Origin of the sequence: Amorphus orientalis (assembly GCF_030814015.1) — a bacterium.
Lineage (GTDB): Bacteria > Pseudomonadota > Alphaproteobacteria > Rhizobiales > Amorphaceae > Amorphus > Amorphus orientalis.
This window is the reverse complement of record NZ_JAUSUL010000001.1, coordinates 1,188,851-1,215,841: the sequence shown is the minus strand read 5'-3', so window position 1 is coordinate 1,215,841 and position 26,991 is coordinate 1,188,851. Positions and strand designations below refer to the sequence as shown.

General features: G+C 67.0%; 29 protein-coding genes, 1 tRNA gene and 1 pseudogene. 2 read left to right on the top strand and 29 right to left on the bottom strand.

Going from position 1 to position 26,991, the window contains the following annotated elements; translation table 11 throughout:
• Positions 1-2 precede the first annotated feature (2 nt).
• Entirely contained in the window at positions 3-1,379 is a 1,377-nt protein-coding gene (locus J2S73_RS05460) for an RsmB/NOP family class I SAM-dependent RNA methyltransferase (protein ID WP_306884431.1), read from the bottom strand.
• Complete coding sequence (htpX, locus tag J2S73_RS05455) at positions 1,376-2,350, bottom strand: zinc metalloprotease HtpX (protein ID WP_306884430.1); 975 nt, start codon at positions 2,348-2,350, stop codon at positions 1,376-1,378. The genes J2S73_RS05460 and htpX overlap by 4 nt, the downstream gene beginning before the upstream one ends.
• 122 nt (positions 2,351-2,472) lie before the next feature.
• Here htpX and J2S73_RS05450 point away from each other — a divergent pair, with 122 nt between their 5' ends.
• Positions 2,473-2,688, top strand: coding sequence for a DUF1674 domain-containing protein (locus J2S73_RS05450; protein WP_306884429.1), 216 nt, complete (start codon positions 2,473-2,475; stop codon positions 2,686-2,688).
• Here J2S73_RS05450 and J2S73_RS05445 read toward each other — a convergent pair.
• From J2S73_RS05445 to rplU, 22 genes are all read right to left on the bottom strand, one after another.
• Positions 2,646-3,548 carry a DMT family transporter gene (locus J2S73_RS05445; RefSeq protein ID WP_306884428.1) on the bottom strand — a complete coding sequence of 301 codons (903 nt, stop codon included), beginning with the start codon at positions 3,546-3,548 and terminating at the stop codon, positions 2,646-2,648. The genes J2S73_RS05450 and J2S73_RS05445 overlap by 43 nt on opposite strands.
• Entirely contained in the window at positions 3,545-4,279 is a 735-nt protein-coding gene (locus tag J2S73_RS05440) for a gamma-glutamyl-gamma-aminobutyrate hydrolase family protein (protein ID WP_306884427.1), read from the bottom strand. Before J2S73_RS05440 ends, J2S73_RS05445 begins: the two co-directional genes overlap by 4 nt.
• Positions 4,276-5,268 carry an amidoligase family protein gene (locus J2S73_RS05435; protein WP_306884426.1) on the bottom strand — a complete coding sequence of 331 codons (993 nt, stop codon included), beginning with the start codon at positions 5,266-5,268 and terminating at the stop codon, positions 4,276-4,278. The genes J2S73_RS05440 and J2S73_RS05435 overlap by 4 nt, the downstream gene beginning before the upstream one ends.
• A 110-nt stretch (positions 5,269-5,378) precedes the next feature.
• On the bottom strand, positions 5,379-5,819 hold the full coding sequence (gene gloA / locus J2S73_RS05430; RefSeq protein WP_306884425.1) for a lactoylglutathione lyase: 441 nt from the start codon (positions 5,817-5,819) through the stop codon (positions 5,379-5,381).
• A 180-nt stretch (positions 5,820-5,999) separates the two neighbouring features.
• Positions 6,000-7,577: an FMN-binding glutamate synthase family protein gene (locus J2S73_RS05425; protein WP_306884424.1), complete on the bottom strand. Its 1,578-nt coding sequence runs from the start codon at positions 7,575-7,577 to the stop codon at positions 6,000-6,002.
• 195 nt (positions 7,578-7,772) lie between these two features.
• Positions 7,773-8,633 (bottom strand): formyltetrahydrofolate deformylase, encoded by an 861-nt coding sequence (purU, locus tag J2S73_RS05420; RefSeq protein ID WP_306884423.1) that lies wholly within the window; start codon positions 8,631-8,633, stop codon positions 7,773-7,775.
• 168 nt (positions 8,634-8,801) lie between these two features.
• Positions 8,802-9,095, bottom strand: a complete 294-nt coding sequence (locus J2S73_RS05415) for a hypothetical protein (RefSeq protein ID WP_306884422.1) — start codon at positions 9,093-9,095, stop codon at positions 8,802-8,804.
• A 73-nt stretch (positions 9,096-9,168) separates the two neighbouring features.
• A complete protein-coding gene (locus J2S73_RS05410; RefSeq protein WP_306884421.1) occupies positions 9,169-9,750 on the bottom strand; it encodes a BA14K family protein in 582 nt (193 codons plus the stop codon).
• A 109-nt stretch (positions 9,751-9,859) separates the two neighbouring features.
• Positions 9,860-10,423, bottom strand: coding sequence for a BA14K family protein (locus J2S73_RS05405; protein WP_306884420.1), 564 nt, complete (start codon positions 10,421-10,423; stop codon positions 9,860-9,862).
• Between the two features lie 73 nt (positions 10,424-10,496).
• Complete coding sequence (locus J2S73_RS05400) at positions 10,497-11,219, bottom strand: BA14K family protein (RefSeq protein WP_306884419.1); 723 nt, start codon at positions 11,217-11,219, stop codon at positions 10,497-10,499.
• A 582-nt stretch (positions 11,220-11,801) separates the two neighbouring features.
• The gene (locus J2S73_RS05395) at positions 11,802-12,305 is read right to left on the bottom strand and encodes an RNA pyrophosphohydrolase (protein WP_306884418.1); all 504 of its coding nucleotides are present in this window, start codon (positions 12,303-12,305) and stop codon (positions 11,802-11,804) included.
• Between the two features lie 149 nt (positions 12,306-12,454).
• Positions 12,455-13,783 (bottom strand): S41 family peptidase, encoded by a 1,329-nt coding sequence (locus J2S73_RS05390; protein WP_306884417.1) that lies wholly within the window; start codon positions 13,781-13,783, stop codon positions 12,455-12,457.
• The gene (locus J2S73_RS05385; protein WP_306884416.1) at positions 13,780-15,402 is read right to left on the bottom strand and encodes a murein hydrolase activator EnvC family protein; all 1,623 of its coding nucleotides are present in this window, start codon (positions 15,400-15,402) and stop codon (positions 13,780-13,782) included. Before J2S73_RS05385 ends, J2S73_RS05390 begins: the two co-directional genes overlap by 4 nt.
• The gene (rlmH, locus tag J2S73_RS05380; RefSeq protein WP_306884415.1) at positions 15,312-15,794 is read right to left on the bottom strand and encodes a 23S rRNA (pseudouridine(1915)-N(3))-methyltransferase RlmH; all 483 of its coding nucleotides are present in this window, start codon (positions 15,792-15,794) and stop codon (positions 15,312-15,314) included. The genes J2S73_RS05385 and rlmH overlap by 91 nt, the downstream gene beginning before the upstream one ends.
• A 48-nt stretch (positions 15,795-15,842) precedes the next feature.
• The gene (gene rsfS, locus J2S73_RS05375) at positions 15,843-16,259 is read right to left on the bottom strand and encodes a ribosome silencing factor (RefSeq protein ID WP_306884414.1); all 417 of its coding nucleotides are present in this window, start codon (positions 16,257-16,259) and stop codon (positions 15,843-15,845) included.
• 216 nt (positions 16,260-16,475) lie between these two features.
• Positions 16,476-17,120 (bottom strand): nicotinate-nucleotide adenylyltransferase, encoded by a 645-nt coding sequence (locus tag J2S73_RS05370; RefSeq protein ID WP_306884413.1) that lies wholly within the window; start codon positions 17,118-17,120, stop codon positions 16,476-16,478.
• Complete coding sequence (locus J2S73_RS05365) at positions 17,117-18,415, bottom strand: glutamate-5-semialdehyde dehydrogenase (RefSeq protein ID WP_306884412.1); 1,299 nt, start codon at positions 18,413-18,415, stop codon at positions 17,117-17,119. Before J2S73_RS05365 ends, J2S73_RS05370 begins: the two co-directional genes overlap by 4 nt.
• Positions 18,409-19,566 (bottom strand): glutamate 5-kinase, encoded by a 1,158-nt coding sequence (gene proB / locus J2S73_RS05360; RefSeq protein ID WP_306884411.1) that lies wholly within the window; start codon positions 19,564-19,566, stop codon positions 18,409-18,411. Before proB ends, J2S73_RS05365 begins: the two co-directional genes overlap by 7 nt.
• Complete coding sequence (obgE, locus tag J2S73_RS05355) at positions 19,554-20,594, bottom strand: GTPase ObgE (protein ID WP_306884410.1); 1,041 nt, start codon at positions 20,592-20,594, stop codon at positions 19,554-19,556. Before obgE ends, proB begins: the two co-directional genes overlap by 13 nt.
• Positions 20,595-20,655: 61 nt before the next feature.
• A complete protein-coding gene (locus tag J2S73_RS05350) occupies positions 20,656-21,225 on the bottom strand; it encodes a GNAT family N-acetyltransferase (protein ID WP_306884409.1) in 570 nt (189 codons plus the stop codon).
• A 122-nt stretch (positions 21,226-21,347) separates the two neighbouring features.
• A complete protein-coding gene (gene rpmA, locus J2S73_RS05345) occupies positions 21,348-21,617 on the bottom strand; it encodes a 50S ribosomal protein L27 (RefSeq protein ID WP_306884408.1) in 270 nt (89 codons plus the stop codon).
• A gap of 37 nt (positions 21,618-21,654) precedes the next feature.
• Positions 21,655-21,978, bottom strand: a complete 324-nt coding sequence (gene rplU, locus J2S73_RS05340; protein WP_306884407.1) for a 50S ribosomal protein L21 — start codon at positions 21,976-21,978, stop codon at positions 21,655-21,657.
• Between the two features lie 396 nt (positions 21,979-22,374).
• On the opposite strand from rplU, the gene J2S73_RS05335 reads away from it, so the two are divergent.
• Positions 22,375-22,464 (top strand) — tRNA-Ser (locus tag J2S73_RS05335).
• A gap of 544 nt (positions 22,465-23,008) precedes the next feature.
• Here J2S73_RS05335 and J2S73_RS05330 read toward each other — a convergent pair.
• The 5 genes and pseudogenes from J2S73_RS05330 to J2S73_RS05310 form a co-directional block, all read right to left on the bottom strand.
• Positions 23,009-24,025: pseudogene (locus tag J2S73_RS05330) on the bottom strand (recombinase family protein); the annotation flags it as partial.
• Complete coding sequence (locus tag J2S73_RS05325; protein ID WP_306884406.1) at positions 24,022-24,321, bottom strand: hypothetical protein; 300 nt, start codon at positions 24,319-24,321, stop codon at positions 24,022-24,024. The pseudogene J2S73_RS05330 and the gene J2S73_RS05325, both read right to left, overlap by 4 nt.
• Before the next feature lie 300 nt (positions 24,322-24,621).
• Positions 24,622-24,987 (bottom strand): hypothetical protein, encoded by a 366-nt coding sequence (locus J2S73_RS05320; RefSeq protein ID WP_306884405.1) that lies wholly within the window; start codon positions 24,985-24,987, stop codon positions 24,622-24,624.
• Positions 24,984-25,286: a hypothetical protein gene (locus tag J2S73_RS05315; RefSeq protein ID WP_306884404.1), complete on the bottom strand. Its 303-nt coding sequence runs from the start codon at positions 25,284-25,286 to the stop codon at positions 24,984-24,986. The genes J2S73_RS05320 and J2S73_RS05315 overlap by 4 nt, the downstream gene beginning before the upstream one ends.
• A gap of 20 nt (positions 25,287-25,306) precedes the next feature.
• Positions 25,307-26,935 (bottom strand): type IV secretory system conjugative DNA transfer family protein, encoded by a 1,629-nt coding sequence (locus J2S73_RS05310; RefSeq protein ID WP_306884403.1) that lies wholly within the window; start codon positions 26,933-26,935, stop codon positions 25,307-25,309.
• Between the last annotated feature and the right edge of the window lie 56 nt (positions 26,936-26,991).

The following is a 26,991-nucleotide window of genomic DNA, read 5'->3' as shown; positions in this document are numbered from 1 at the left end:
CATCACGACCCGACCCGCAGCCGGGCTGCGAAAAAGCCGTCGAGACCGGCCAGCCTGGGCTCGGGATCGGGAAGGTGGCAGGGAAGCGTTCTCAGCCATCCGTCCAGCGTTATCGCCGATTCGAGGCCGGGCAGCCACTCTGCCGGGATCGGATCGACCGCGACCCGCGGATCGGCGGCGAGGAGGCGCGCAACCTGGTCCTCGCCTTCCTCCGGCTCCAGCGAACAGGTCGAATAGACCAGGCATCCGCCCGGCTTCAGCCACGCCACGGCCCGCGCAAGTAGCCGCGCCTGGAGGTCCGCCAGCGCCCGGATGTCGTCCTCCTGCTTCAGCCAGGCGACGTCGGGCTGGCGCCGGATCGTCCCGGTCGACGTGCAGGGTGCGTCGAGCAGAATCGCATCGAACGGCTCGGCCGGTTCCCACGTCAGAAGATCGGCCGCGACGACATGGGCGGCGAGCCCCAACCGGTCGAGGTTCTCGCTCAGCCGGGCGAGCCGTGCCGCGCTCACGTCGACGGCAGTCACGTCGGCGCCCGCGGCCGCGAGCTGGGCGGTCTTGCCGCCGGGGGCCGCGCAGAGATCGGCGACGCGCAGCCCGGCCACGTCGCCGAGCAGGCGGGCGGGGATGGCGGCGGCGGCGTCCTGCACCCACCAGGCGCCTTCGGCATAGCCGGGACGTTCCGGGATCGGACCGCCTTCCAGCGTGCGCACGGTGCCGGTCGGCAGAACCCGGCCGCCCAGGCGCTCGGCCCAGCCGTCCGGATCGGACCGCACCGTGACGTCGAGGGCCGGCTCGATACCGTGGGCCGCGGCAATGGCGCGCGCCGTCTCCGCCCCGTAGGTGCGGGTCCAGCGCGCCATGAGCCAGGCGGGCGTGTTGGCGACGGGCGCGTCGATTGCGGCGAGAAGCTCCTCCCGTTCGCGCGCCGCCCGTCTGAGGACGCCGTTCACCAGCCCCCGAAATCCGGCGGACGCCGGATGCGCCTTGGTCAGCGCGACGCTGGAATCGACCGCGGCATGGTCGGCGACGCCGAGGAACAGGAGCTGGGCCAGACCCAGGTGAAGGATCGGCACGGTGCGCCCGGACGACTTCGGCAGAGGCCGGTGGACCAGCGCGCCGATCACCGCCTCGATCTCGCCGCGGTGGCGCAGCGTGGTGGCGAGGAGATTGCGCACGAAGGCCCGGTCGCGCAGCTCCAGCCGCTGGAACCGCTGCTGAAGGGCGGGCTCATCCAGCGCCGCGTCGAGGCCGACGCCGTCGCGCCGCATCCGGTCGAGCACATCCAGGGCGACCGTTCGCGACTGGAGGCCGGGGCCGAGTTTGCGCGGCGCGCTCCGTCGGTCGGGCGCGGAATTGCGACGATTTGCGGGTGCCTTCATCCCCAGGGACCGCGGCGGCGATGACCGGTGCGCGGCACCGAACCGGACCGGGGCACGGAGCCGGACCGTCCGCCCGCCTCGCCCGTAACGGGCCCGCCGCGGCCGAGGGCGGCACCACTGCCCTGCCCCATCTCGCTGGCGAGTTCCTCAAGGGCCGCGACCCGGTTGGCCGTCGCGGGATGGGTGGAGAACAGGTTGTCCATGCGCTGGCCGGACAGCGGATTGACGATGAACATGTGCGCCGTGGCCGGATTGCGTTCGGCTTCCGGGTTCTGGATCCGCCGCGCGCCGGCTTCGAGATTCTCCAGCGCCGAAGCGAGCCACAGCGGCTGGCCGCAGATCTCAGCGCCCTCGCGGTCGGCCGCGTATTCCCGGGTCCGGCTGATCGCCATCTGCACCAGCATGGCGGCGAGCGGTGCCACGATCATCATCAGGATCACGCCGACGATGCCGAGCGGATTGTTGTTGTTGCGCGCCCCTCCGAAGAAGAAGGCGAAGTTGGCGAGCATCGAGATCGCACCGGCGAGCGTGGCCGTGATCGTCATGGTCAGCGTGTCGCGGTGCTTCACGTGGGCGAGTTCGTGGGCCATGACGCCGGCGATCTGCTCGCGGCTCATCGTCTGGAGCAGGCCCCGGGTCGCCGCCACGGCGGCATTCTGCGGATTGCGGCCGGTTGCGAACGCGTTGGGCTGATCCTCGTCGAGAATGAACACGCGCGGCATCGGCAGCTCGGCGCGCGCGGCCAGGTCCTTGACCAGATTGTAGAACTCCGGCGCGGTCTGCGCGTCGACCTCGCGCGCCCGGTGCATGCGCAGCACCATCTTGTCGGAGTTCCAGTAGGAGAAGATGTTCATGCCGGCGGCGACGGCGAACGCGATCATCATGCCGGCCTGACCGCCGAGCATGTAGCCGATGCCCATGAACAGCGCCGTCAGCGCCGCCAGAAGAAGGGCCGTGCGAAAGAAGTTCATCGAGTGCTTCACCCTTTGAGCACGCAAACGCGGAGACCGGCCCTTTGTCGTTCCGGCCGGCCGACCTATAAATGGTCGAGCCCCCGAGCGGGAACAAGCCATTCCAGCCGCCAAGGCATTCCATGAGCGATGAAGATCCGAACGACGCGCCGGCTCCGGCCGGCGAGCCGCACGAAAAACCCCAGCTGAGCGACGCCGCCCGGCGCGCGCTGGCCGAAGCCGAAGAGCGCCGCAAGGCGGCGGCAGAAGAGCGGCCGACCGAGATCGGCGGCCGCGATGGCCCCGATCCGGCCCGCTACGGCGACTGGGAGGTCAAGGGCATCGCCTCGGACTTCTGAGCCGCCGGTGCCCGGTTGAGCCGCCACCAGGAGTGAACCGCCAGGGTCGTGAGAAGCACGCCGCCGCCCAGCACGGCGTAGATTCCCGGTGCGATCCCGACCGCGAACCACACCCAGACCGGCCCCAGAACCGTCTCCAGGAGCATGATCAGGCTCACCTCGGCGGCGGTGATGTAGCGCGGCCCCTGGGTGATCAGCGCGAAGGACACCGGCACCACCAGAAGCACGAGGATCGTGGCCCAGACGATGTCGGCGCCGCTCAGGAACTCCGATCCGCGGAACGGGGCCGCCACCACGGCGACGATCAACCCGGCGATGGAGTAGAGCAGCCACACATCCGTCGCCCTCAGCTTGCGGACCAGCGTGAACGCCAGGCCCAGAGAGACCGGCACGATCGCGGCGATCAGGTCGCCGCGGAGATTGCCTTCCCCGCCCAGATGCGGCGCCATCATGATCGCGACCCCGGTGAGCCCGGCCACCACCGCGATCATGGTCGAGGGCGCGATCCGTTCACCGAGCACCAGACGGCTCGCAATGGCCGCGCAGAGCGGCGTCGCGGCGACCATCACGAGCGCGTTGGCAGGGTTGGTCGTGGCCACGCCGCCCACGAAGCCGAGCTGGCACAGCGCGAAGCAGCCCGACACGGCAAGCCCGGTCGGGCCGACGCTGCGGACATAGGCGAACAGACGGCCGCGATGGCGCAGGATGCTCAGGATCCCGAGCACGACGAAGATCCCGACGCCGCGCCAGAACAGGATGGTCATGGGCTCGGCCGTCATCAGCCGGATCAGCATCGCATCCGGAGACAGGACGAGGACCCCGGTCACCACCAGAAGGGTCCCCTTGAGCTGATCCGTCATAAATCCCCCGCGCCCTCGGTCTGGCCGGACGGAGCGGACAGGCCGCCGTCCGAATCGAAACGCTCGGCGGCCCGCACCAGCCCCCGGAACAACCGACGCTGCGAGCGTTTGAAAATCAAGAGTTCGGGATGCCACTGCACCCCGATGCGAAACGGCGGCTCGGTCCCTTCGATCGCCTGGACGATGCCCGCCTTGTCCCGGGCGACCACGACCAGGGCCCGACCGAGGCTGTCGATCGCCTGATGGTGGAGCGCGTTGACCCGGAACCACTGAAGCTTGGCGATCCGGGCCAGCCGGCTGCCCTGGGCCAGGGTGACCGTCTTGCGCGGCAGGACAGTCCTCATCTTCGGCGGCGGCGGATCCAGGGTGTAGATGTCGGCGATGAGGTTGCCGCCCGAGGCGACGTTGAGCATCTGCGCCCCCCGGCAGATGCCCAGAATGGGAAGCCCGCTCGGCAGCACCCTGCGCAGGAGCGTCACCTCCAGCTCGTCCCGCTCGGGATCGAGCCGCACGTCGGGCACGATCACGCCGCCGTAGAGGTCGGCGGAGATGTCGTCGCCTCCGCCCACCACGAGGCCGTCGATACGCCCGATCAGGTGGTCGATGTCATCGCCCGGCACGATCCGCAGCGACCTTCCGCCGACGACGCGGATCGACAGCGCCGTCATGAAATAGCTTCGCCAGCCGCCGCGCTTGGACGTGGAAACTCCGATCAGAGGTCGCCCGGTCAACGCATCACCTTGTCGACCATCGCATCCCAGTCCGGCTCGCCGGAGAGCCACGCGCTGCGCCACCGTCGCCAGGCCCGGCTGAGAAGGGCCAGCCGGTGAGGATCGGCGGCAAGCTCCTCGACCATGACCCAGCGGTTCCACTCCGCCGTGATCGACCAGGCCGGATCTCCCAGGCGCGCGTCAGGCAGCCGATAGTGAAATGTCGGCCGCACCGCCTTCGGCGGATGGCCGAGCGCCTGACTGACCGCATCCTTGTCGAGGTAGCCGAGCAGGGGCAGCAGGTCCAGGTCGCGATGCTTGCTCGGATTCGCTCTGCAATAGGCGGCAATGAAGCGCTTCAGATCGACATCGTCACCCGCCTCCACGACCCAATCGACGAAACTCGTCGGAAACGGATCGACGAACGGCAGCAGCGAGCGGGTCCGGTCAATGCCCATGCGCTTTCTGAGCCAGGGCGAGACGAGAATGAAGGCCCGGAAGATGCGGGAAATGGTCAGGATGTCGTCAGCCGGCGTCTCCACGTTGAGATGGAGACCGAACGCGTAGGGCGCCCATTCCGTCGTCCCTTCCGCCCCCGCCGCAACGAGCGCCCGGACCAGCTCGTCCAGTTTCGGCAGCTTGCGATAGGACATCGGCGGCGCGATGACCTCGGTCGGAACCACGATCGACGCCAGCCGGCCGAACGCTTCGCGCATGGCCAGGTCGGTCGGCCCCGACTTCTCGCCCGGATGCGCATAGCGGCTGTCGAGTTCGACCTCGAAGGCGCCGAGCGACGTGTCGGAGACGGTCCACCGGTGCGGATCCGACGAACCGACCTCGCCGCCCAGCCGCGACCGGATCAGATAGGCGACATCGGCTGTGTCGAGGCCGGCAAACTCGACCTCGACGCCCACATTGCGTTCGTCGCTCTTGATCCCGCCCGGCCACGGTGGATCGCGCGGGTCGGGGACGGGGGGCCGGCTTCCACGGTCGCTGTCCGGCGCGCTCATCTCTCGCCTCCTGCTGCGCTCGCTCGACGCCGTGCACCGAGCGCGCCGGTCATCGCCTCACCATTCGTGCCGGCGGGCCTGCCCTGCGGCCAGGCCCTTGCGGCAGCCTATTACCAGGAGCCGGTGTTTTCCATCGACGCCCAGGGTTCGGCCGGATCGCGCGCATCGCCCTTCTGCAGCAGTTCGATCGAAATGCCGTCCGGCGACTTGATGAACGCCATGTAGCCGTCCCGCGGCGGCCGGTTGATGGTCACGCCGGCGTCCATCAGCTTCTGGCAGGTCGCATAGATATCGTCCACCCGATAGGCCAGATGGCCGAAGTTCCGGCCGCCCTGGTACTCTTCCGGGTCCCAGTTGTAGGTCAGCTCGACCATCGGCGCCTTGTCCGCTTCGGCCCGCTGCTCGTCTTCGTCGGCGGCGAGGAAGATCAGCGTGAAGCGGCCCTTCTCGCTCTCGATCCGGCGCACTTCCTTGAGGCCCAGCTTGCCGCAATAGAAGTCGAGCGACTCGTCGATGTCCCGGATGCGCACCATGGTGTGCAGATACTGCATTGTGATCTCCTCGATGTGTTCGATCGACGGCGGCGGGCGCCACAAGCGAATGGCGCCCCCGCCCGATCCGTTCCGCCGGAGTTCAGTCCGGCCGGGTTGGCATCACTGGGCCACGATGGCGCACGGCCGCAAGCGGCCCTGTCCCCGGCTTCAGCCGGCCAGCAACGGCCCGCGAACCGATCAGAACGATTCCGCGCTCGCCAGGTCCCAGGAGGGCTTGTAGTAGGCGTGGATGTCATTGCCGAGAAAATTTCCCGGCGGGACGAAGTCGTAGATCTCCGTATAGTTCCGTTCGGTCTGGTCGGCCACGCGGCGATAAATGTGCCGCGGGCCGAGATGTTCAACATCGACCAGGCCGATCGCGCCGATGATTTCCAGCATGCTCTTGACCGTGGCGCGGTGATAGTTCGCCACGTGGGTCTGGCGGAGATCCACGTCCACGGCGCGGGCGCGCCCATGGTCCTGGGTCGCGACGCCGGTCGGGCACGTGTTGAGGTGACACCGTAGCGCCTGGATGCAGCCGACGGCGAACATCATCGTGCGCGCCGCGTTCACCAGGTCCGCGCCGAGCGCGATCTTCAGCGTCATGTCGAAGCCGGACACCGTCTTGGCGCTGGCGATGATCTTGATGTCCTCGCGCAGACCGCAGCCGACGAGGCAGTTCTGGACGAAGACGAGACCTTCCAGGATCGGCATGCCGAGGCGGTCGGAATACTCGATGGGGGCTGCGCCGGTGCCGCCCTCCGCCCCGTCGACGGTGATGAAATCGGGCTTGATGCCCGTCTCCAGCATCGCCTTGCAGATCGCCATGAACTCCTTGCGCCGGCCCACGCAGAGCTTGAAGCCGACCGGCTTGCCGCCCGACAGCTCCCTGAGCTGCTGGATGAATTCCAGCAGTCCCTTCGGCGTGGAGAACTCGCGATGGGCGGGCGGCGAAATGCAGTCGACGCCCATCGGGATGCCGCGGATCTCTGCGATCTCCGGGGTTATCTTGGCAGCGGGCAGCACGCCGCCGTGGGCGGGCTTGGCGCCCTGGGACAGCTTCAGCTCGATCATCTTCACCTGGTCGAGCTGCGCCTTCTCCCTGAACTTGTCCGGATCGAACCCGCCGTCCGGGGTGCGGCAGCCGAAATAGCCGGTGCCGATCTGCCAGATCAGGTCACCGCCGCCGGCCTGATGATAGGGGCTGAGGCCGCCCTCGCCGGTGTTGTGCGCGAAACCGCCGATGCGCGCACCGTTGTTGAGCGCAAGGATCGCGTTCGCGCTGAGCGCACCGAAGCTCATCGCGGAGATGTTCAGGCGCGAGGCGGAATAGGGCTTCTTGCACGCCGGGCCGCCGACCATCACGCGGCTGTCGGCCTCCGACACAATCTTCGGAGCCAGCGAGTGGTTGGCCCGGTGATAGCCGACTTCGCTGACGTCGTACTGGGTGCCGAAGGCGAGCGCGTCGGGCTTGCCTTCCGCACGCTCGTAGACGAGGTCGCGCTGCAGCCGGTTGAACGGGCGTCCGCTGGAATTCGTCTCGATGAAATACTGGCGGATGTTCGGGCTGATGAACTCGAACGCGTACCGCAGATGGCCGATCACCGGATAGTTGATCAGCACGTTGTGGCCGGACAGGAAGATGTCGTAGAGGCCCAGCAGAATGATCGGGATGACGACGACGAAGAGCCAGAAGAACGGATGGGCGAGGCCACCCGCCGACAGCACGATCAGCACCGCGGCGACCGCGCTGATGTAGAAAATCGTCCGGACCATTTCCCCTCCCTGAGCCCCGTGCGGCGCCTGCCCCGGCCGGCCGCTCACGCGCGCCGGCCGTCAGCGCCGTCCGTTTTGAATTCGTCCAGTGATAGGGGATCGCCGCGCGCTCAGAAAGAGCGTTTCGCACCGGGCGGGCCGGACGGCCGCCGATCCAGCAGCAATGGCCGCGCGAGGGCCGTCCCTGCCCCGACCTCAGGGCCGGAAGACGACCGTCTTCACGCCGTTCTGGAAGACGCGGCGTTCGGCATGGGCCTTCACCGCCCGGGCAAGGACCCGCGCTTCGATGTCCCGCCCGATCGCCACCAGCTCGTCGGCGGGATGGGCATGGCTGACCCGCTCCGCGTCCTGCTCGATGATCGGCCCCTCGTCGAGGTCGGACGTGACGTAGTGGGCCGTCGCGCCGATCAGCTTCACGCCCCTGGAATGGGCCTGATGATAGGGCTTTGCGCCCTTGAACGCGGGCAGGAAGGAATGGTGGATGTTGATGATGCGGCCGGACAGCCGGGTCGACAGATCTTCCGACAGGACCTGCATGTAGCGCGCGAGCACGACCAGCTCCGCGCCGGTCTCCTCCACGAGGTCCACCAGCTTGGCTTCCGCCTCCGCCTTGGTGTCCCGCGTCACCGGAATGTGGTGGAACGGGAGGTGGTTCATGTCGGCGATCGGCTTGGCGTCGAGATGGTTCGAGACCACTGCGACGATCTTCACGGGCAGCGCGCCCATGCGCTGGCGATAGACCAGGTCGAGCAGGCAGTGATCGAACTTGGACACCATCACCAGGATCGGCATGGCTTCGGCCGTGTCGCGGACCTCCCAGTTCATCTCGAAACGCTTGGCGATGGGGGTCAGCGCGGCCGCCACGTCCTCCCGCAGCACGCCGGCCGGCGCCATGAACTCGACCCGCATGAAGAACAGCCCGGTCTCCGCGTCGCCGAACTGGGCGCTGTCGAGGATGTTGCAGCCGGAATTGGCGAGTGTCCCGGCGATACCGGCGACGATGCCGGGCTTGTCTTCGCAGGAAAGCGTGAGAACCAGTCGGACGGGATCGGCCATGTCGAAGCTGCACTCGGGTAGGATGGATCGGATGGACCATCCGCTTGGCAGAAATCCCGAAGCCCCGCAACTGCGGGAGCGGCGCCGGACTGGCCTGGAAGCGTCATGCCCGGCGCAATGGAGCGACGCGGCACGGAGGCTTCAACGCCGTCCGCGCGTCAGAACGCCTCAGCGCGGCGGGCAGACGAGGAGCGCGTTGACCTGATAGCAGCCCACCGGAGCCCCCAGCGGGATGACGGGCTCCGGGACCACGATGCGCTGGGAGGACAGCCCGGGCGGGGATTCGGCGATCACGATCGGCCCCGGCAGCGACATGAACAGCGGACCGGGCCCGTTCACGATGACGGGCACGCCGAGCAGCACGGCCGGCCCGCGCACCACCGGAACCTCGCCGGCCGCTGCCGGTGCGGCTGTGGTGGCGATCACGGCCGCGGCGAGGGCTGCGGCTGTCCATCGGATCATTGCGAACCTCACCCTGAAGAAATCTGCGGCCGGAGAGCCCGCGGCCGACCCGCGGGCCGAACGCAGCGCCCGGCTACTGGCAGAAATGATAGTTCTCGTCGTAGCCGAGATATTTCCCGGTCTGCGGATTGAACGACTGATATTCCGCCTTGCAGTAGTCGAGCCAGGCCTGGGTGCCGGGCTGGAGGCCGCCGCGGGTCACCGGAGCGCCAGGCGGTGCCGGATAGGTCGGCGCCGCAGCCGCGACGGGGACGGGACGCTGCACGACCGGAGGCGGCGCGGGCTGCGGCGACACCACATAGGGCGGCACCGGCGGGTTCGGCGGAGCGGTGAAGGACGGCCCGGTGGCGGAGCCGACCACGGTGGTGGAGAGCCAGGCCCGGTCGTTGTAGGCGTACCAGCCCGTATCCGCCGGCCGCCAGTAATAGCCGCGCGCGGAGTTGGCCGTGCCGTAGAGGACCGTGTTGGCCGGGTAGTAGCTGTACTGCTGGGCCTGAACCGGTGCGGCCGGCGCAACCGGCTGAGGCTGCGGCTGCACGCGCTGCACGGGTGCGACGGTCACCGGCATGTCGGCGGCGAACGACGTCCCCGAAAACAGCGTCACGGCCGCGAGCGACAGGGCGGCCGCGGTGGCGAAGGCAAGGAGTTTAGGCATCCGACCCGTCCTTTCGTGGGCCTCTCCCGAAGCTTGCCTTCACCTTCGCCGCCGGAGCTTGCCCGAGGCTGACGCCTGACGGCGCTTGCCCGATGCTCCGCCTCTCCGCCTACTGGCAGTAGTGGTATTTGCCGTCGTAGCCGAGATACAGGCCGGTCTGCGGGTTGAACGACCTGTACTTGCCGCCGCAGTACTCGTACCAGGCCGGCGTCCACGGCAGGATGCCGTTGCGCGTCACAGGGGCGCCGCTCTGCACGGAGGCCGGCGGGCTCGTCACGACCGCAGACGGGCTGGCCGCTGCGGCTCCGAGCGCCGCTCCGGCCGCCAGTCCCAGGGCTGCCGCCGCGATCCAGGCGCCGTCGTTGTAGACGTACCAGCCGTCATAGGCCGGCCGCCAGTAGCGCCCCTCGTAGTAGCGGCGCGGCCCGCGCCAGCGCGGACCGTAATAGCGCGGCGGCGGTCCGTAGTAGCCCCGCCGCGGCGGACCGTAATAGCCGCCATAGCGCGGCGGCGGTCCGCGCCAGTGGCGCCGGTACTGCACGGATTCGACGGCATTGCCCGGTGCGAGGCTTTCGCCGGCGACGACGATCCCCGGGGCGGCCGTGGCCGCAGGTCCCGGGACGGCAGCGAGCGTCAGGCTCAGCGCCGTCAGAATGGCAAGGGACTTACGCATTCGTTTGGTTCTCCAAGCCTCTCCGGGAGCGCCGCGTCACAGAAAAAGGGCGCGGCAGCCCGGAAAGCATGCCTTACTGGCAGTAGTGATATTTCCCGTCGTAACCGAGATAGAGGCCCGTCTGCGGATTGAACGACTTGTACTTGTTTCCGCAGTAGCGGTACCAGGCGGGCGTCCAGGGCGGGATGCCGTTGCGCGTTGCCGGCGCGCCGCTTTGAACCGTCGCCGGAGCGGACGGCTGAGCGAGCGCCGATCCCAGGATGGCACCGGCGGCGAGGCCGAGGGCGCCGGCTGCGATCCAGGCGCCGTCGTTGTAGACGTACCAGCCGTCGTAGCTCGGGCGCCAGTAGCGACCCTCATAGTAGCGACGCGGTCCCCGCCAGCGCGGACCGCCGTCATAGTAGCCGCGGCGGCCATAGTAGCGCCGGTCGTTCCGATACCGGCGGTGATCCCGGTAGTAGCGGTTGTCGCTGTACCGCTTGTCGCCGCGATAGTGCCGGTTGCCGTCGCCCCGGTGCCGCCGACCATCGTCGTGGCGCTGGGCGGCCTGAGGCGAAATCTGCTCGCGCGGACGGATGTGCTGCTCGCGGGCCGCATTCGGCGACATCGTCCAGACCCCGCCGAACGCGCTGTCGTTGCGGCCGGGGCTGAGCTGTTCCATCTGGACTTCGGTGAGGCGCGAGCCGACCGACGGTCCTGCCGGTGTTCCGAGCGGGGCGGCCGAAGCCGGCACCATCGGCATGGTGCCGAAGACGGTGCTCGTCGCGACCACCAGGGCCATCCATTTCTTCATCATGTTGCATCTCCACGGGTCGCAGACGTCGGTTCAACAGCCGGACGACCGCTTGCGTTCCTCACGCCCCCTATACGGGTCAGGTGTGCGCGATCCCGGCTGAACGCAACATGAACGGCTCGGACCGGCCCCGGGCGCGTGGGCGGCTTATCTCGAAACTAGGCCGGAAATCGAGAGAAAATCGGGCAGAGGCCCCATCAGAGTTCGCAGTCCCCGGCCGGCGGGTCGTGCGAGCAGGGCGTCTTGTGCGATAGGGACCAGCAATCCCGGACGGAAAACCGGTGCCCACTTTTCCTGGGACGGCGAAGCCAGCGGACGACTGTCCGCCGGCGCCCATGCGCCGCCCTCCCGGAGCCGGTGCGCGCAGCGCACTCGGCGTGAGGGAACAGAGAATCGGTCTCTCTCGCAATCCCGGACGGAAAACCGGTGCCCACTTTTCCTGGGATTGCTCGTCAGCGTGCGACCGTGCGCCGGTCGGTCAGACCGCGCCCGCGCAGCGGTGAGCGAAGCGAACTCGCGTGAGCGATAAAGATTATTCTCCGCAATCCCGGACGGAAAACCGGTGCCCACTTTTCCTGGGATTGCTTAGCCCGCCCCGACGTCGCGGAAGGCGGCGACCACCTGCTCGTAGACCGGGCGCTTGAAGGGCACGACCAGGTCGGGCAGCCGCTCCAGAGCCTCCCACCGCCAGGAGGCGAATTCCGGCTTGTGGCCGTCGGGCGGGGACAGCACGTCGATCTCGCTCTCCCTGCCGAGGAAGCGGAACGCGAACCATTTCTGCCTCTGACCCCGGTACCGGCCCTTCCAGGCCACACCAAGCAGTTCGGGCGGAAGATCGTAGACGAACCAGTCGGGGGCCTCCGCGATCAGTTCGACGGAGGCGACCGACGTCTCCTCGTGCAGCTCGCGTTTGGCGGCCGCGAAGGGCTCCTCGCCGGGATCGATCCCACCCTGGGGCATCTGCCAGGCCCGGGTGACGTGGCTGTGCTCGGACCCGCCTCGGCGTTCGCCGATGAACACCTGCCCGACGGCATTGAAGAGCGCGACGCCGACGCACGGACGATAAGGAAGCGTTTCGGGATCGACCAAGGCGGCCTCGATTTCCAGTGGCGGGATTGTCGGCAAAGCGGTAAGCGCGAAGAGCAAGGCGGGTCAAGCCGGGGTGGCGAACCGCACGACGGCCTGCCACGAAAAAGGGCGCCCGAAGGCGCCCTTTCTCAAATCCGTGTCGTGCCGGCTCAGTTCGGCACGGCCGCATCGGGATCCGGCGGGAACGCCCGGTTCACCTGGATGCCGCGCAGAAGATCAAGCGCCGACTGGAGCTGCTGGTCGTCTTCGGTCTCCGCCGGGACGTAGGCGAACGACCCGGAGGTCTCCTCGCCCTCTTCCGCCTCGAGATGACCGCGCAGCGACGCCTCGCCGCGCGCCTTGATCTTGCCGGCGAGTTCCTCGGGGAGCTCCTGGATCACCTCGATGTCCGGATCGATGCCCTTGGCCTGGATCGACCGGCCCGCCGGCGTGTAGTAGCGCGCCGTGGTCAGCCGCAGCGCACCGTTCGAGCCGAGCGGGATGATCGTCTGGACCGAGCCCTTGCCGAAGGAACGGGTGCCGAGCACGGTCGCCCGGCGGTGATCCTGCAGCGCGCCGGCGACGATCTCCGAGGCCGATGCCGAGCCGCCGTTGACCAGGATGATGATCGGAAGACCATCGGCCAGATCGCCGGAGCGGGCGTTGAAGCGCTGCGTCTCGTTGTCCTCGCGACCCCGCGTCGACACGATCTCCCCCCGCTCCAGGAACGCGTCGGACACAGCAATCGCCTGGTCCAGAAGACCGCCCGGATTGTTTCGCAGGTCCAGAACGAAGCCCTTGAGCCTGTCCTCGGGGATCTCCGCCTCGAGTTCGTCGATCGCCTCCTTCACGCCATCGAAGGTGCGCTCGTTGAACTGAGTGACCCGGATGTAGCCCACGTCCTCCTCGGGACGCCACTTCACCGACTGGATCTTGATGATCTCGCGGGTGATGTCGACATCGAACGGCTCGTCAGCACCCTCGCGCAGGATCGTGACGGTGATGTCGCTGTTGACCGGGCCCCGCATCCGCTCGACCGCCTCGGACAGGGTCAGCCCCTTCACCGGTTCGCCATCGAGCTGGATGATCTTGTCGCCGGCGAGGATGCCCGCCTTCTGGGCCGGGGTGTCGTCAATGGGCGACACCACCTTCACCACTTCGTCTTCCATCGTCACTTCGATGCCCAGGCCGCCGAACTCGCCGCGGGTCTGGACCTGCATGTCGCGGAAGTCCTTCGGCGGCAGGTAGGACGAATGCGGATCGAGCGCGGAGAGCATGCCGTTGATGGCGGTCTCGATGAGCTCGGCGTCCTCCGGCTGCTCGACATAGTCCGAGCGGACCCGCTCGAACACGTCGCCGAACAGGTTGAGCTGGCGATAGGTATCGGACGAGGCCGCTTCGGCGGCCACCGTCGGCATCCAGCGGGCGCCATCGAGAGTGGCCACCGCAACCGCCCCGATCAGCACGCCCACCCCGACAAGGGTAATACGCGTCATCATCCACGAACCTCTTCGTCTACACTGTCCGCCCACCAAGGGGCTGGATCGATGGAAGACCCATCTTTTCTGAATTCAACATAGAGCACAGGACGGGACGATTCGATGTCGATCGTGGCTGCACTCGCGAATCTTTGAGCGCCCATGACTCCGACCGGCTCGCCGGCCAGGACGAATTGACCCCTCTGCACGTCGGTCTGATTCATACCGGCCAACAAGACATGGTATCCACTGCCGACGTTCATGATCAAGACTTGGCCATAGCTGCGGAAAGGTCCGGCATAGACGACCCAGCCGTCCGCCGGGGCCACGATCTGGGCTTCGGGAAGCGTCGCGATCGACACTCCGAGGGCCTTGTCGCCGGTCGTGTCGGGTTCGCCGAACCGGCGCAGGACGGCCCCCTGAGCCGGTAAAGGCAGGGTGCCACGGGCGTTTTCGAAAGGGATGGCCGGACTGAGGCGCCCAGGATCCTGGGCATCGGGAGCCGGCTCGGTATCGGCCCTGCGGGCAGCTTCGGCAGCCCGGCGGGAACTCTCCAGTTCGCGCTCGAGGTCGGCGATCAAATCTTCGAGCGTGTCGGCGCGGGCCGCGAGCGTTTCCGCTTTCTCCCGCTCGGAGGCCAAAGCCTGGGCCTGGTCCTCGCGCTGTTTGCGCTTTTCAGCCAGCAGCAATTCGGTGCGGGTGCGCTGCTCGCTGAGTTCCGCGAGATCGGTGGCAAGCGTCTCCCGCTCCGCCGCGATCTGGGCTTTGAGAGTGGTCAGCGCGTTGAGGTCGGCGGCCAGGGCCTCCGCCTCGACGCTCAGCTCCGGCACGACGGCCCCAAGCAGGATGGCGCTTCTCACGGCAGAGAGCGCGTCTTCCGGCTTCACCGCCACCGCCGGCGGCGGCCGGGCCCCGATGCGCTGGAGCGCGGCCAGGATTTCCGCAATAACCCCCCGCCGTTCGGCGAGCGAATTGCGGATCCAGTCCTCGTTGGCACCGAGCTTCTGCAGCCGCTCCTCGCTGTCGGAAATGCGGCGCTCAAGCCGGGCAACCCGTTCCGCGGTGCCGACGAGTTCTTCGTTGAGGGCGGCCCGATCCTTGTCGAGCGCGGCGACTTCGGCGGCGAGTTCCTCCTCCCGCTCGTCGCTGAGGCGCATCTGCTGGCGCAGCGCCTCCAGTTCTTCCTGGCGCTTTTCGATCTGGCCGTCGGACGGTTCGGACTGGGCCAGGACCGATCCGGCCGGAAAGACCGAGGCCGCCAGAAGAAGCGCCGCTGCGAGACAGAGCCAGAAAGGGACGCGCGGAAAGCGGGCGCGCGCAGCAGATGCGCCCGCATGCATCCCTATCGCGATGAGCCCATCCCGTGCCACCTGGCCCTGCGCTCCCGTCTCCCGTATCCGTGCCGCTTCGCATGGCCGGACGGCATGATACGGCCTTACCCTGTCGTCAGGATCGCTGCTTCGGATGAACAGGCCCTTTACGATGAACAAATCCTGAAGGGGCGACATTCCACGCCCGCCCACACACCAGATAAAGCGCACACCCGGACCTAGCCACGGTGATAGGGATGCCCGCTCAGGATGGTCGTGGCGCGGTAGATCTGCTCGCTGAGAAGCACGCGCACCAGAAGATGTGGCCACGTCAGCCGCCCGAGGGCAACCGTATGCTTCGCGCCGGCCAGAAGCGACGGATCGAGCCCGTCGGCCCCGCCGATCAGAAAACCCGCCTCTGGCACACCGTCGTCGCGCAGCCGGGCCAGGAGATCGGCGAACTCCACGCTGGTGACGAGTGTGCCGGTCTCGTCCAGCGCCACGATCGCGGCGCGGTCGGACAGTCCCCGGGACAGCCCTTGGGCCTCGGCGGACCGACGCTCGTCCACCGTTCCGTTCTGCGCCTCGGGCACTTCGCGGATCGGCCGGATCTCCAGCCCGAGATTGCTGCCGAGCTTCCCCGCCCGCTGAAGATAGCGGTCAACGATCTCCCGTTCGGGCCCCTTCTTGAAGCGCCCGACTGAATGGATCCCTATGCGCATCGACGCCGCCGCCTGTCCCGGGAGACGCGACGGCCACCCGGCGTGAGATCAGCCAACCACCTGGATGCTGGCGGACTGATCGGCCGACCACATCTTTTCGAGGTTGTAGAATTCGCGGACCTCCGGTCGGAACAGGTGGACGATGATGTCCCCCGTGTCGATCAGGACCCAGTCGCAATGGGTGGTCCCCTCCACGCGGGGAGACCCGTAACCGGCGTCCTTGAGATCGCGCAGAACACGGTCCGCCACCGCGCCGACATGACGATGGGACCGCCCGGAGGCGACCACCATATGGTCGGCGAGCGGCGTCTTGCCGGTCACGTCGATGGCTACGATGTCCTCTGCCTTCGAATCTTCGAGGCTTTCGAGAACGATGCGCAGCGCCTCCTCCGAGCTATCCTGCGGCGGAGCAGCGCTGTTAAGAGGCTCACGAACGAGCGTCGCGCCCTCTGTCTCAAATTTCATGGTCGACTGTTTGTCCTTTCCAAGCCCCGCCTCAGCGGGTGCGCGACCACCTCCCCGACACCGCAGCTGACCTGCGCCGCGCTGCGCCCCGGGTCATTTGAGAGCGACCTGATCACCTCTGTGCGAGGGGTTCGATCGGCCGCACACGGTTCAGTGGTACACCTCACGGCGAATCCACCACTGCCATATAAAAATAGGTCTGTCGGGGTGACAGTTTCAAGACGCGCCGCCGTTCGCCTGATTCCGCATCGCCGTGGAGGATGTCGGATCCAGCGGCACGTGCAGGAAGGTCCAGGCCGGCGGAGCGGATCCCGGAAGTGCTGCGGCCTGGGATTCCGGCACCCGCGCGCCGCCGAAAGCCCGCGAGGCCGGCGAGGACATCACGGCCATCGACGCGCCCGGACGGTCGACCACGGCGACCGGAACCAGACGCAGAATGTCGCGCCATTTCTGCCAGCGATGCAGGGTGGCCAGATTGTCCGCGCCCATCAGCCAGACGAAGCGGACCGAGGGAAACCGGCGGCAGACGAAGGCGATGGTGTCGGCGGTGTAGCGGAAATTGTAGTTGGCCTCGAACGCCGTCACCACCATGCGCGGATGGTCCGCGAAGGCACGGGTCGCCTTGACGCGGTCTTCCAGACTGGTGAGCCCGTCGTGGGACTTCAGCGGATTTCCTGGCGTGACCAGCCACCAGACCTGATCGACGCCGAGCCGCGCGAGCCCGGTCAGCGCGACGTGGCGGTGGCCCTTGTGCGGCGGATTGAACGTGCCGCCGAACAGGGCGATCCGCTGCCCGATGCCGACCGGCGGAATCCTGAGATAGTCGGGGCGGTTGGCCCCGCTCTCGACCTGATCCGTCATGGGCGCGTTTGCCCGGACCCGTGAACGCGATACTTGAAGCTCGTCAGTTGCTCCACCCCTACCGGCCCGCGGGCATGAAAGCGGCCCGTGGCGATTCCGATCTCGGCTCCCATCCCGAATTCGCCGCCGTCGGCGAACTGGGTCGAGGCGTTGTGGACGACGATCGCCGAATCGACCCCGGACAGGAACCGCGTCGCTGCGGCCACGTCGTCCGTCACGATGGCGTCGGTGTGATGGGACCCGTAGCGCTCGATGTGCTCGATCGCCGGCTCAAGGCCGTCGACGATGCGCACGGACAGCACGGCGTCGAGATATTCCGTCGCCCAGTCCTCCTCGGACGCCTCGGTGACGTCGGCGCAGCGCGCCCTCACGTCGTCGTCGCCGCGAACGGCGCAGCCGGCCGACTGGAGCGCCTCGACGATCGGCGCGAGATGGGTCTCGATCACCGCGCGGTCGACCAGAAGCGTCTCCATCGCCCCGCAGATCCCCGGCCGCCGCATCTTCGCGTTCACGACGATCTTCTCGGCCATGTCGAGGGACGCCGCGGAATGGACGTAGACGTGGCAGATGCCTTCCAGATGCGCGAAGACCGGCACGCGCGCCTCGGACTGCACGCGCTCGACAAGGCCCTTGCCGCCGCGCGGGACGATGACGTCGACGGTGCCGTTCAGGCCGGCCAGCATGTGGCCGACGGCGGCGCGGTCGCGGACGGGCACGATCTGGACGCAGTCACCCGGCAGGCCAGCCGCTTCCAGGCCGCGCACCAGCGCACGATGGATCGCGCCGGAGCTGTTGATCGTGTCCGACCCGCCGCGCAGGATCGCCGCGTTGCCGGACTTCACGCACAGCGATCCGGCATCGGCGGTCACGTTGGGACGGCTTTCGTAGATGATGCCCACGACGCCGAGCGGCGTGCGCACGCGTTCGATTTCCAGCCCGTTGGGACGGCGCCAGTCGGCGATCACCTGACCGATCGGATCGTCGAGTTCGGCCACCGCCTCGATGGAGGACGCGATCTGCTCGATGCGCGCCTCCGTGAGGGTGCCGCGCTCGATCATGGCGGTGGACGTTCCGGCCGCGTGCATGGCGTCCACGTCGATGGCGTTCGCCGCCAGAATCTCCGCCACGTCCGCGCGCACGGCGCGCGCGGCCTCCAGCAGCGCCTTGGTCTTCTGGGCCGGGTCCGCCGTCGCCAGTATTTTCGAGGCCGCCCGAGCCCTCCGCCCGATGGCCAGCATCGTGCTCTCGACGTCGTCCCCTGCCCGCTGCAAGTCCGGGCTTGCGGAAGTCAGCATACCGTTGTTCCCCTTCCCGGCAGGCGCGCGCCCGCCTGAAGTGCCAGATCGTCACGGTGGACCATCGCGGTCCGTCCCCGATACCCCAAAATTCCTTCGATGGCGCGGCTCTTTTTGCCAGCGATGCGAACGGCATCACCGGAATCGTAGGCGATCAGCCCTCGCCCGAGCTCGCGTCCGGAGCGGTCCAGAATGCGCACTGCGTCGCCACGGTCAAATTTTCCGTCGACGGCGACCACGCCCGCGGGCAACAGGCTCTTGCCGGAGACCAGGGCACGCGCCGCCCCGTCGTCGATGGTGAGCGTCCCGCGGGTCTCCAGCCGGCCGGCGATCCATGTCTTGCGGGCCGCGACGGGCGTGTTCTGGGCACGGAACCAGGTGGCCTCGCCGCTGGCGTCGATCGCCCGAATCGGATGGTCGCGGCGGCCCGATGCGATGATCATCGCCGTCCCCGCCTCCGTTGCGATGCGCGCGGCCTCGACCTTGGTCCGCATGCCGCCGCGCGAGAGTTCCGAGCCGGCGGCGCCGGCCATCATCTCGATCTCCGGCGTGATCGCCTCGACGACGGGAATGCGGGTCGCCGTCGGATCGAGAGCCGGCGGCGCGGTGTAGAGCCCGTCCACATCGGACAGGAGCACCAGAAGGTCGGCGCTGGCCATGGTCGCCACCCGGGCGGCAAGCCGGTCGTTGTCGCCGTAGCGGATCTCGCTCGTGGCCACCGCATCGTTCTCGTTGATGACCGGCACCGCCCCGTGGCCGAGCAGGGTTTCGATGGTGGAGCGGGCGTTCAGATAGCGCCGCCGCTCCTCCGTGTCGCCGAGGGTCAGCAGCACCTGAGCCGCCACCAGACCGTGGGCGGCGAGATACTCCGACCAGGCGCGCGCGAGCGTAATCTGTCCGACCGAGGCGGCCGCCTGGCTTTCCTCCAGACGGATCGGCCCACCGGGCAGTTTCAGGACGCCGCGTCCGAGCGCGATCGCGCCCGACGAGACGACGATCACGTCGGAGCCGGCTGCGCGCAGAGCGGCGATGTCCTCGACCATGCTCGCCAGCCAGCGGGCGCGTACGCTGCCCTGATCGACGAGCAGCGCAGACCCGATCTTGATCACCACACGTCGGCAGTCGGCGACTTTGAGGCTCATGGACGCCATTGCGACGGCTCCGAAGACACCGCGTCCTTCTCCTCTTCGGCCGCCGAATCGATCGCCCGCAGAAGGGCCGCGACGACCTTGTCGACGCCCTCGCCCGACGCGGCAGAAACCTGGAACGGCACCTTGTCGATCGCGCGGCCCAGCGCCTGGGCACGCTCCCGCCGGGTCTCCTCGTCGAGTGCATCGACCTTGGAGAGCGCCACGATCTCCGTCTTTTCGGCAAGGCCGTGCCCGTAGGCGACCAGTTCCTCGCGCACGGTGCGATAGGCCTGCGCCACGTCCTCTTCCGTCCCGTCGACCAGATGAAGCAGGACCCGGCAGCGCTCGACATGGCCGAGGAACCGGTCGCCGATCCCGGCGCCCTCGTGGGCACCCTCGATCAGACCGGGAATGTCGGCCAGCACGAATCGCCGCGTGTCCACGGTGACCACGCCGAGATTCGGATGCAGCGTCGTGAACGGATAGTCGGCGACCTTGGGCTTGGCGGCCGACACCCGCGAGAGGAAGGTCGACTTCCCGGCATTGGGCAGCCCGACCAGTCCGGCATCGGCGATCAGCTTGAGGCGCAGCCAGATCCAGCGCTCCTCGCCCGGAAGGCCGGGATTGGCACGCCGCGGCGCCTGGTTGATCGACGACTTGAACCGGGTGTTGCCGAAACCGCCGTTGCCGCCCTTCGCCAGGCGCACCCGGTCGCCCACGGCCGCAAGATCGGCGATGACGGTCTCGTTGTCCTCGTCCAGCACGACGGTGCCGACGGGGACCTTGAGCACGGCGTCGTCGCCGTTCGCCCCGGTGCGGTTGCGGCCCATTCCGTGGGTTCCGGGCCGCGCCTTGAAGTGTTGCTGGAAGCGGTAGTCGATCAGGGTGTTGAGGCCTTCCACGGCCTCCACCCAGACGTCGCCGCCGCGGCCGCCATCGCCGCCGTCCGGTCCGCCGAACTCGACGAATTTCTCATGACGGAACGACACCGATCCGGCCCCGCCGTCGCCGGATCGCACATAGACCTTGGCCTGGTCGAGAAACTTCACGGCCGCTCATCCTTCGATCGAACCGCGCGCGCCTTGTGGCACTGCGCGGACCGGACGCGCCTCAGGCGCGCGCCCACCTCTTCAACGAGCCCCAGGTCTTGCGGTCAAGCCCGTACCGTTCGATCGGGACCGTGCCCCCGACGGCGACCGAATGCATCAGCCCGTTGCCGCACGGCTGGAAGCCGCATTTCTCGATCACCCGGCGCGAGGCGGGATTCGTCACCCGGCAGGCCGCCTCGACCCACTCGAACCCGCGGTGCTCGAAACCGAAATCGAGGATCGCCTGGGCCGCTTCGGTGGCGATTCCCTGCCCCCAGTGCTGCCGACCGACCCAGTAGCCAAGTTCGCCGCGCCCTTCCGCAATCTGGGAGATCCCCACGACACCGAGAATGCCGCCGTCTGAGCGGCGGCAGATCTTCAGCGCCGTCTTGGTCGGCCCGTGCGAGCCGAGCCAGTTCGCGACGGCCTGCTCCGTCAGGGGATAGGGCAGGCGCGCGGTGTACTTGGCGATCTCGAAGTCGTTTCCGAGAGCGGCGAGCACTGCGGCGTCGCTCCGGGAAACGGCCATCAGGGACAGCCGGGACGTCAGCAGAGGTAGGGGTTCGCACCAGGCATCGACACAGGGTTCCATCGGGCGCACTCGCTCTGAAACGACAAAGGGGAGGCGGATGTCCCGTCTCCCCTCAGGCGTTCAGCATGTCCTCGCTTGCCGGGTGTCGGGACACCGGCTGCGAGGGGGCGCCCTCGTGCCGGCTAGTTTGCGGTCTCCGCTGCCGGGACCACGTTGACCGTCGTACGGCCGCCAGACGTCATCTGGAACTTCACCTGGCCTTCGACGAGCGCGAACAGGGTATGGTCCTTGCCCATGCCCACGTTGACGCCCGGATGCCATTTGGTTCCGCGCTGACGGATGATGATGTTGCCGGGGATCACGCGCTCGCCGCCATACTTCTTGACGCCGAGACGACGGCCGATCGTATCGCGACCGTTGCGCGAGGAACCGCCTGCCTTCTTATGAGCCATGGCCTCGTCCTTTTCTTCTGAACCCGAGCGGGCCGCCTTAAGCGGCAGCGCCGGCGTTGATGTCGGTGATGCGAACGACCGTCAGCGCCTGACGATGGCCGTTGCGGCGCCGCGACGACTTCCGGCGGCGCTTCTTGAAGATGATGATCTTGCGGGTGCGCTTCTGGCCGACGATCTCGCCGGCAACGGACGCGCCCTCAATCACCGGTGCGCCGACGGTCACGCCGTCGTCGCCACCGACCATGAGAACGTCACCGAAGGTCAGCGCCGAACCGGCATCGCCGTCCAGCTTCTCAACTTCGATCTCGTCGCCGGCCGCGACCTTGTACTGCTTCCCGCCGGTCTTGATCACTGCAAACATCGTCTTGTCGACCAGTTCTTCTAAATCGTTGTTCGATACCGGACGCGCCGACCGCAGGGGCCGTCGGCGTCCGAATGACCGCCGGACCAGGAGACCGGCGCGCGATGAAGGGCTCACGCCCCGTCAAACCAAACCTTTGCCGAAGGGCGTGCAATATAGCCGGCAAGGGTACCCTGTCAACGCGAGATCGGGTGTATCGGGGCAAGAAACAAGGTCCGTTGCGCCGATGACCGCCTCCGACGGCCGGGTTCGCGGCCGGCGGAGACGCGGATCTGACGCCGGCCTTGCATCGGACGGGGAAAAGACCCACTTCGCGGGTCCGACGGCCTTGCCGGGCCACGGACCAATCGCTATGGTCCGCGGCCGCTGGACGACCACAGTCAGCCAGGGCTTCGCGGAGAGGTGCCGGAGTGGTCGAACGGGGCGGTCTCGAAAACCGTTGAGCGCGCAAGCGTTCCGAGGGTTCGAATCCCTCCCTCTCCGCCATTTTGCATTCCTCCCCGCGCAAGTCCCCTAACACCTTGAAGGGTAAGGTTGTTTTCGGGGTTCGAAGTCCGGTTTCCCGGCAGTAGGCGATGCGCTCGTCGAAGGCCAGCCGGAGGACGGTTCTCTTGTCCTCGATATGCTCAGAATTCCAGAGTTTGCGCGGGTTTGAGAGGAAGCCAAGGGCGAGTTCGAACATTTCCTCGAAACTGCGCACGGGCGCGGTGCGATTCTGCAGCTTGTCTTCGGTGACGAGCTTGCGCTTTTCCAGATCGGCGATCTTGCGCTCATAGGCGGCGATCACGCTCTTACTGTCAGTGGCGACGATGCGGTCCACCAGCGAGCCGATCTGGGTTTCGATCTTGGCCTTCTCGCGCTTGAGGGTGGCCTTGGCCTCCTCCAGCCCGGCAAGGCGCTTGTTCCATTCGGTCTCGAAGATGATGCGCAGATAACGCACCAGACGCTCGGAAGGCGTGAGCTGGCTCAGCAGCGCTTCGAATTCCCCTTCGAGATCGTCACGGCGGATCGATTTGCGATAGGAGCCGCAGCCCTTCTGGAAGCACATGTAATAAGGGTGCTTCTTGCCCGTCTTGCTCTTCGACCAGCACGAGGTGAGCGGGTTGCCGCACTCGGCGCAGGTCACGAAGCCGCGCAGCGGGAAGGCCGTATTGATGTCCTTGCGGGCGGGGGCGCGGGCGGCGTTCTTGATGCGCTGCTGGATGCGCTCATACTCTTCGAGGCTGATCAGCCCCTCATGCTGGCCCTTGCGCAGCGAGACGTCCCAATCGAGCTTTTCGATATATCCCGCATAATGCGGACGGTTCAGGATGCGGTCGATTTCCTGATAGCGCACGGTGCCGCAGGCGGCCTTGTTTTCGAAACCCGGCTGGCTTTCCAGGAAGCGCTTGACCTCGGCCTGGCTTTCGAAACGCCCGGAGGCGAAGCCCTTTAGAGCCTCTTCGATGATCGAGGCCACCGGCTCGTCACGGACGAGCAGCTTGCCGTGGCCGGGAACACTTTTGTGTTTGTAGCCGAGCGGCGCAATGAACGGCCAATAGCCATTGAGCGCGCGGGCGCGCATGCGGTTCCTGACCTGCTCGGCATTCTTCTGGCGCTGGTGCTGGGAGACGGAGGCGAGCAGGTTCTCGATGAGGATGGAATCGGAATCCTCGCCGAACTCGACGCTGGGGCTTTCCAGTTTGCCACCGACCTCTTTGAGGGTCCGGCGCAGCGCCCAATGGCTTTCGATGTCGCGGGCGAAGCGGCTGATGTCATCGATGATGACGACCATGCCTTGCTCGTCCTTCTCGCGGACGAAAGCCAGCATCTCGTTAAAGGTGGGCCGTTCCACGAGGCTGCCGGACACGGCGCGCTCATGGAAAACCTCGACGACCTCATAGCCGCGCGCCTTGGCGTATTCCCGGCAGCGTGTTGCCTGTGAATCGAGGCCGTGGCCTTCTCTGACCTGACGCGCGCTCGATACGCGGCAATAGATCACGGCGGTCGGCTTGGCCTGGAGGGCAGCGCCCGCGCCCTCCTCCTGGTGCTCAATCTGTTCGTTCATGCGTCGCTCCTTTCCAGCAGTGTCTCCTTTTCTGCTTCCTGGGTGGTGGGTTTTTCGCCGTCCTGCCGGGCGAGCTGCACCGGATGGACGCCGAAGCCGAGATCGATGAAGCTCATGACGATGCTGCCGATGATCTCGATCAGTTCCCGCTTGCGCGCTTCCGGGATGGCCGGGTCGTCGATGACGCCCTGGTAGTAATCGACATCGATGCCGATGGAGCGGCTTCGATCAGCTTGCGCGGCGGGTGCGCTCTTCGTGGGCTCGCGGTGGTTTGCTCCTGTGTTGGTTTCTTTCATGTTCTGATCCCCTTTTAAGAAGTGTCCATGGATTGTCTCCTTTGCCGATCAAGAACAGAATAGGAACATTTTACACGCACCACGCCCTCGATCCAAGAGATTTGTTGAGGTTATCTGCAGATATCTGCAGGGTTTTGCTTGTTCTTATTGGTGTGATTCATAGTCATGCTCGTCCTTTCCGGCTTGCGCCATACAAAAAGAACGCGATCTTATACTATTCACGCAATAATTACAAGAATATTTTCCTATTGTTTGGTTTTAGACTTGCTGGCCACCGAAGCGGGCGCGCGATCCGAGCCTTCAGCGCTCAATCTCAGGCCCGCGCTCCTGCGCATTGGCGGCAGCCTCGCGCTGCTGTTCGGCGTAACTCTTCTGCGGCGGGGCCGAGGCGTTGAACTGCGCGGCGCCGTAGCCGTCGCGATGCGCATCGCCATAGTCCCGCTGCAGCGCTTCGGAGACCTCTTCGAAGCGGTCATAGCCGCTTCGAATGGCGTATTCGCGCTGGGCTTCCCCGGCGCTGTGCACCTCGGTTTCGAGCGCGCCGCCTATGGTGTAGTCGAGCGCGGGTTGCGGCGTTGCCCGTTCGGCTTCCAGGGTTTCAAGAGCGCCGCGCGTGATGGTGCTGTGCGCGCCCTCGCTCGGAAAGTTGTTCGGGGTGTCGCTCACCGCTCGATCTCCAGCTCTTGCTGTTTGCCGGAACCCTGCGCGGTTTCGCGCTGGCGCTCGGCGTAGCTTTGGGCCCGGCGTTCCTGCACCTGGTCGTAGGTGCGTTCGGCAAGGCGCGAGACCTTCAAAAGGTCAGTGCCGGAGAAGGAGTGCGCGTCGGCATAATTGCCGTCCTGATCCCGGTAGGTGCGGGCGAAGGTGACGGAGTGGAACGGGCCCTTGTCCGTCTCCTTCTCCCAGATCGATGCCTTCACGCGGCCATCGCGCAGCGTGTCGACGGGCTTGTTGTCGTTTTCCATGGTTGATTAGTCTCCTCTGATTACCGGGGGCGGTGGCCCTTCACGTAGGACCACTCACCGCAGGCGCGGTATTGCGGCCAGTCGGCGAGACGGTCCGGGACGGGCTTGGTGATGACGGAGCGGAAGCGCTGGCCGAAAAAGGTGCGTAGCTCCACCTTGCCGGGCGGCGAGTGATACGGATCGCCGAGATAGCGCCCGGCCAGATCGCGGCGCTTCCAGTAATTGGGAACCCACACCTCGGTGGGCCGCTCCAGCACGCCCGGCATGAAGACGAGCGCCGTGCCGTTCGGGCGGTTCATGATCTCGTCCGGCGTTAACAAGGCGCGCGGCGCCTTGGTCTGGTAGCGCAGACTGGCTTCGCGCTGGGCCATTGCAAATCCGGTCTGCACCGGATCGGCTTCGCCATTGAGGACGGCCATGAAGGCTTGCTGGTTTTCCAGGCGGGCGCGTTCGTTGGTTTGGAAATCCTCATGCTCGATAGTTTGCATGCCGAGCATCTGGGAGATGGTTTCGGCTTCGCCGTAATCCCGCACACCCTTGTAAATCTGGGTACCGCAGGAATTGGGGATGATCTGGTCGGCATGCGGGGCGAGATTGCCGAGCTGGGCCGAGGACTGGACCACGAAGACGGGCCTGATGCCGTAGCCCGCGCCGAACGTGGCCAGATCGACCGTCAGCGGCCACGCGCCGATATTGCCCACCTCGTCGAGCAGCCAAAGCTGACGGCGGGAGCGCTGCGCCCGGCGTTTGTAGATCATGGCCCCGGTATAAAGCGCCTTGATCACGGGTGCGGAGGTCTGGGCAAACTCCTGCGCTTCCATGATGTTGACGAGATAGGACGGCGCGCCGGGCGCGCTCAGCTCGGAAAAACAGAAATCGAACGGGGCCGAGACGGCTTCGCGCAGTTGCGGATCGGAAAGCGCGGCGAACGCCTTGGCGATCTCGCCCTTGATGCCTGCGGCCCCTCCGGCATTCGGATTAGAGGATTCCCGCATCGCCTGCAGCTCGGCGACCACTTGCAGAATCGAAGGCTCCGGCATCCCGGCCATCCGCTCTTCGAAGGCGAGCCAGTCATCGGTGAGCTGGCCGATCTGACCCATGAGATCGGCGAGACGCGGCAGCGTCACCACTCCGTCGACACGCGCCAGGGTGACCGTCGCCGCTTCGACCCAGCGCTGGGCGTTCGCTTCGAAGAAACGCCCGTTTGGACTGCCGCTCAACGGCAGCCAGTTGGCCGCAAACAGCTTGCCGTCGGGAAAGAGTGTCGGCGAGTCCGCGCGCAGATAGCTCGTGGGATTGATCCGGTGCGCGGGCAATCCGCTGCGTCCGCGCGGATCGGAGTTGATGACGCGCCGCCCCTGCGCGACCTGGAGCTGCGCAATTGGGCCGTTCTGGGCCTTGGGGTCCATCGAGACGATGTGATCGGGATAGCGCCCGTCGACGAGCCACGGAATGATGTGATCGCCCTTGTTCGAGCGCGCCCCACCGACCAGCAGCACAGCGGCTTGCTGGTCCGAGCCCATCCACCGCCTGCGCTCGTCATGGCCGATATAAAGGCCGCTTGTTGCGCAATAGAGCCCCGCCTGCATGCGCATCCGGGCATCGGCAAAGCCCGCCGATCCGTGGCGCTTGTCCGCGTAGTCGATCATGCCTCCCCTCCCATAGGCGCAAACGAAAAAAGGGGGCCGCTTGCGCGGTCCCCTTC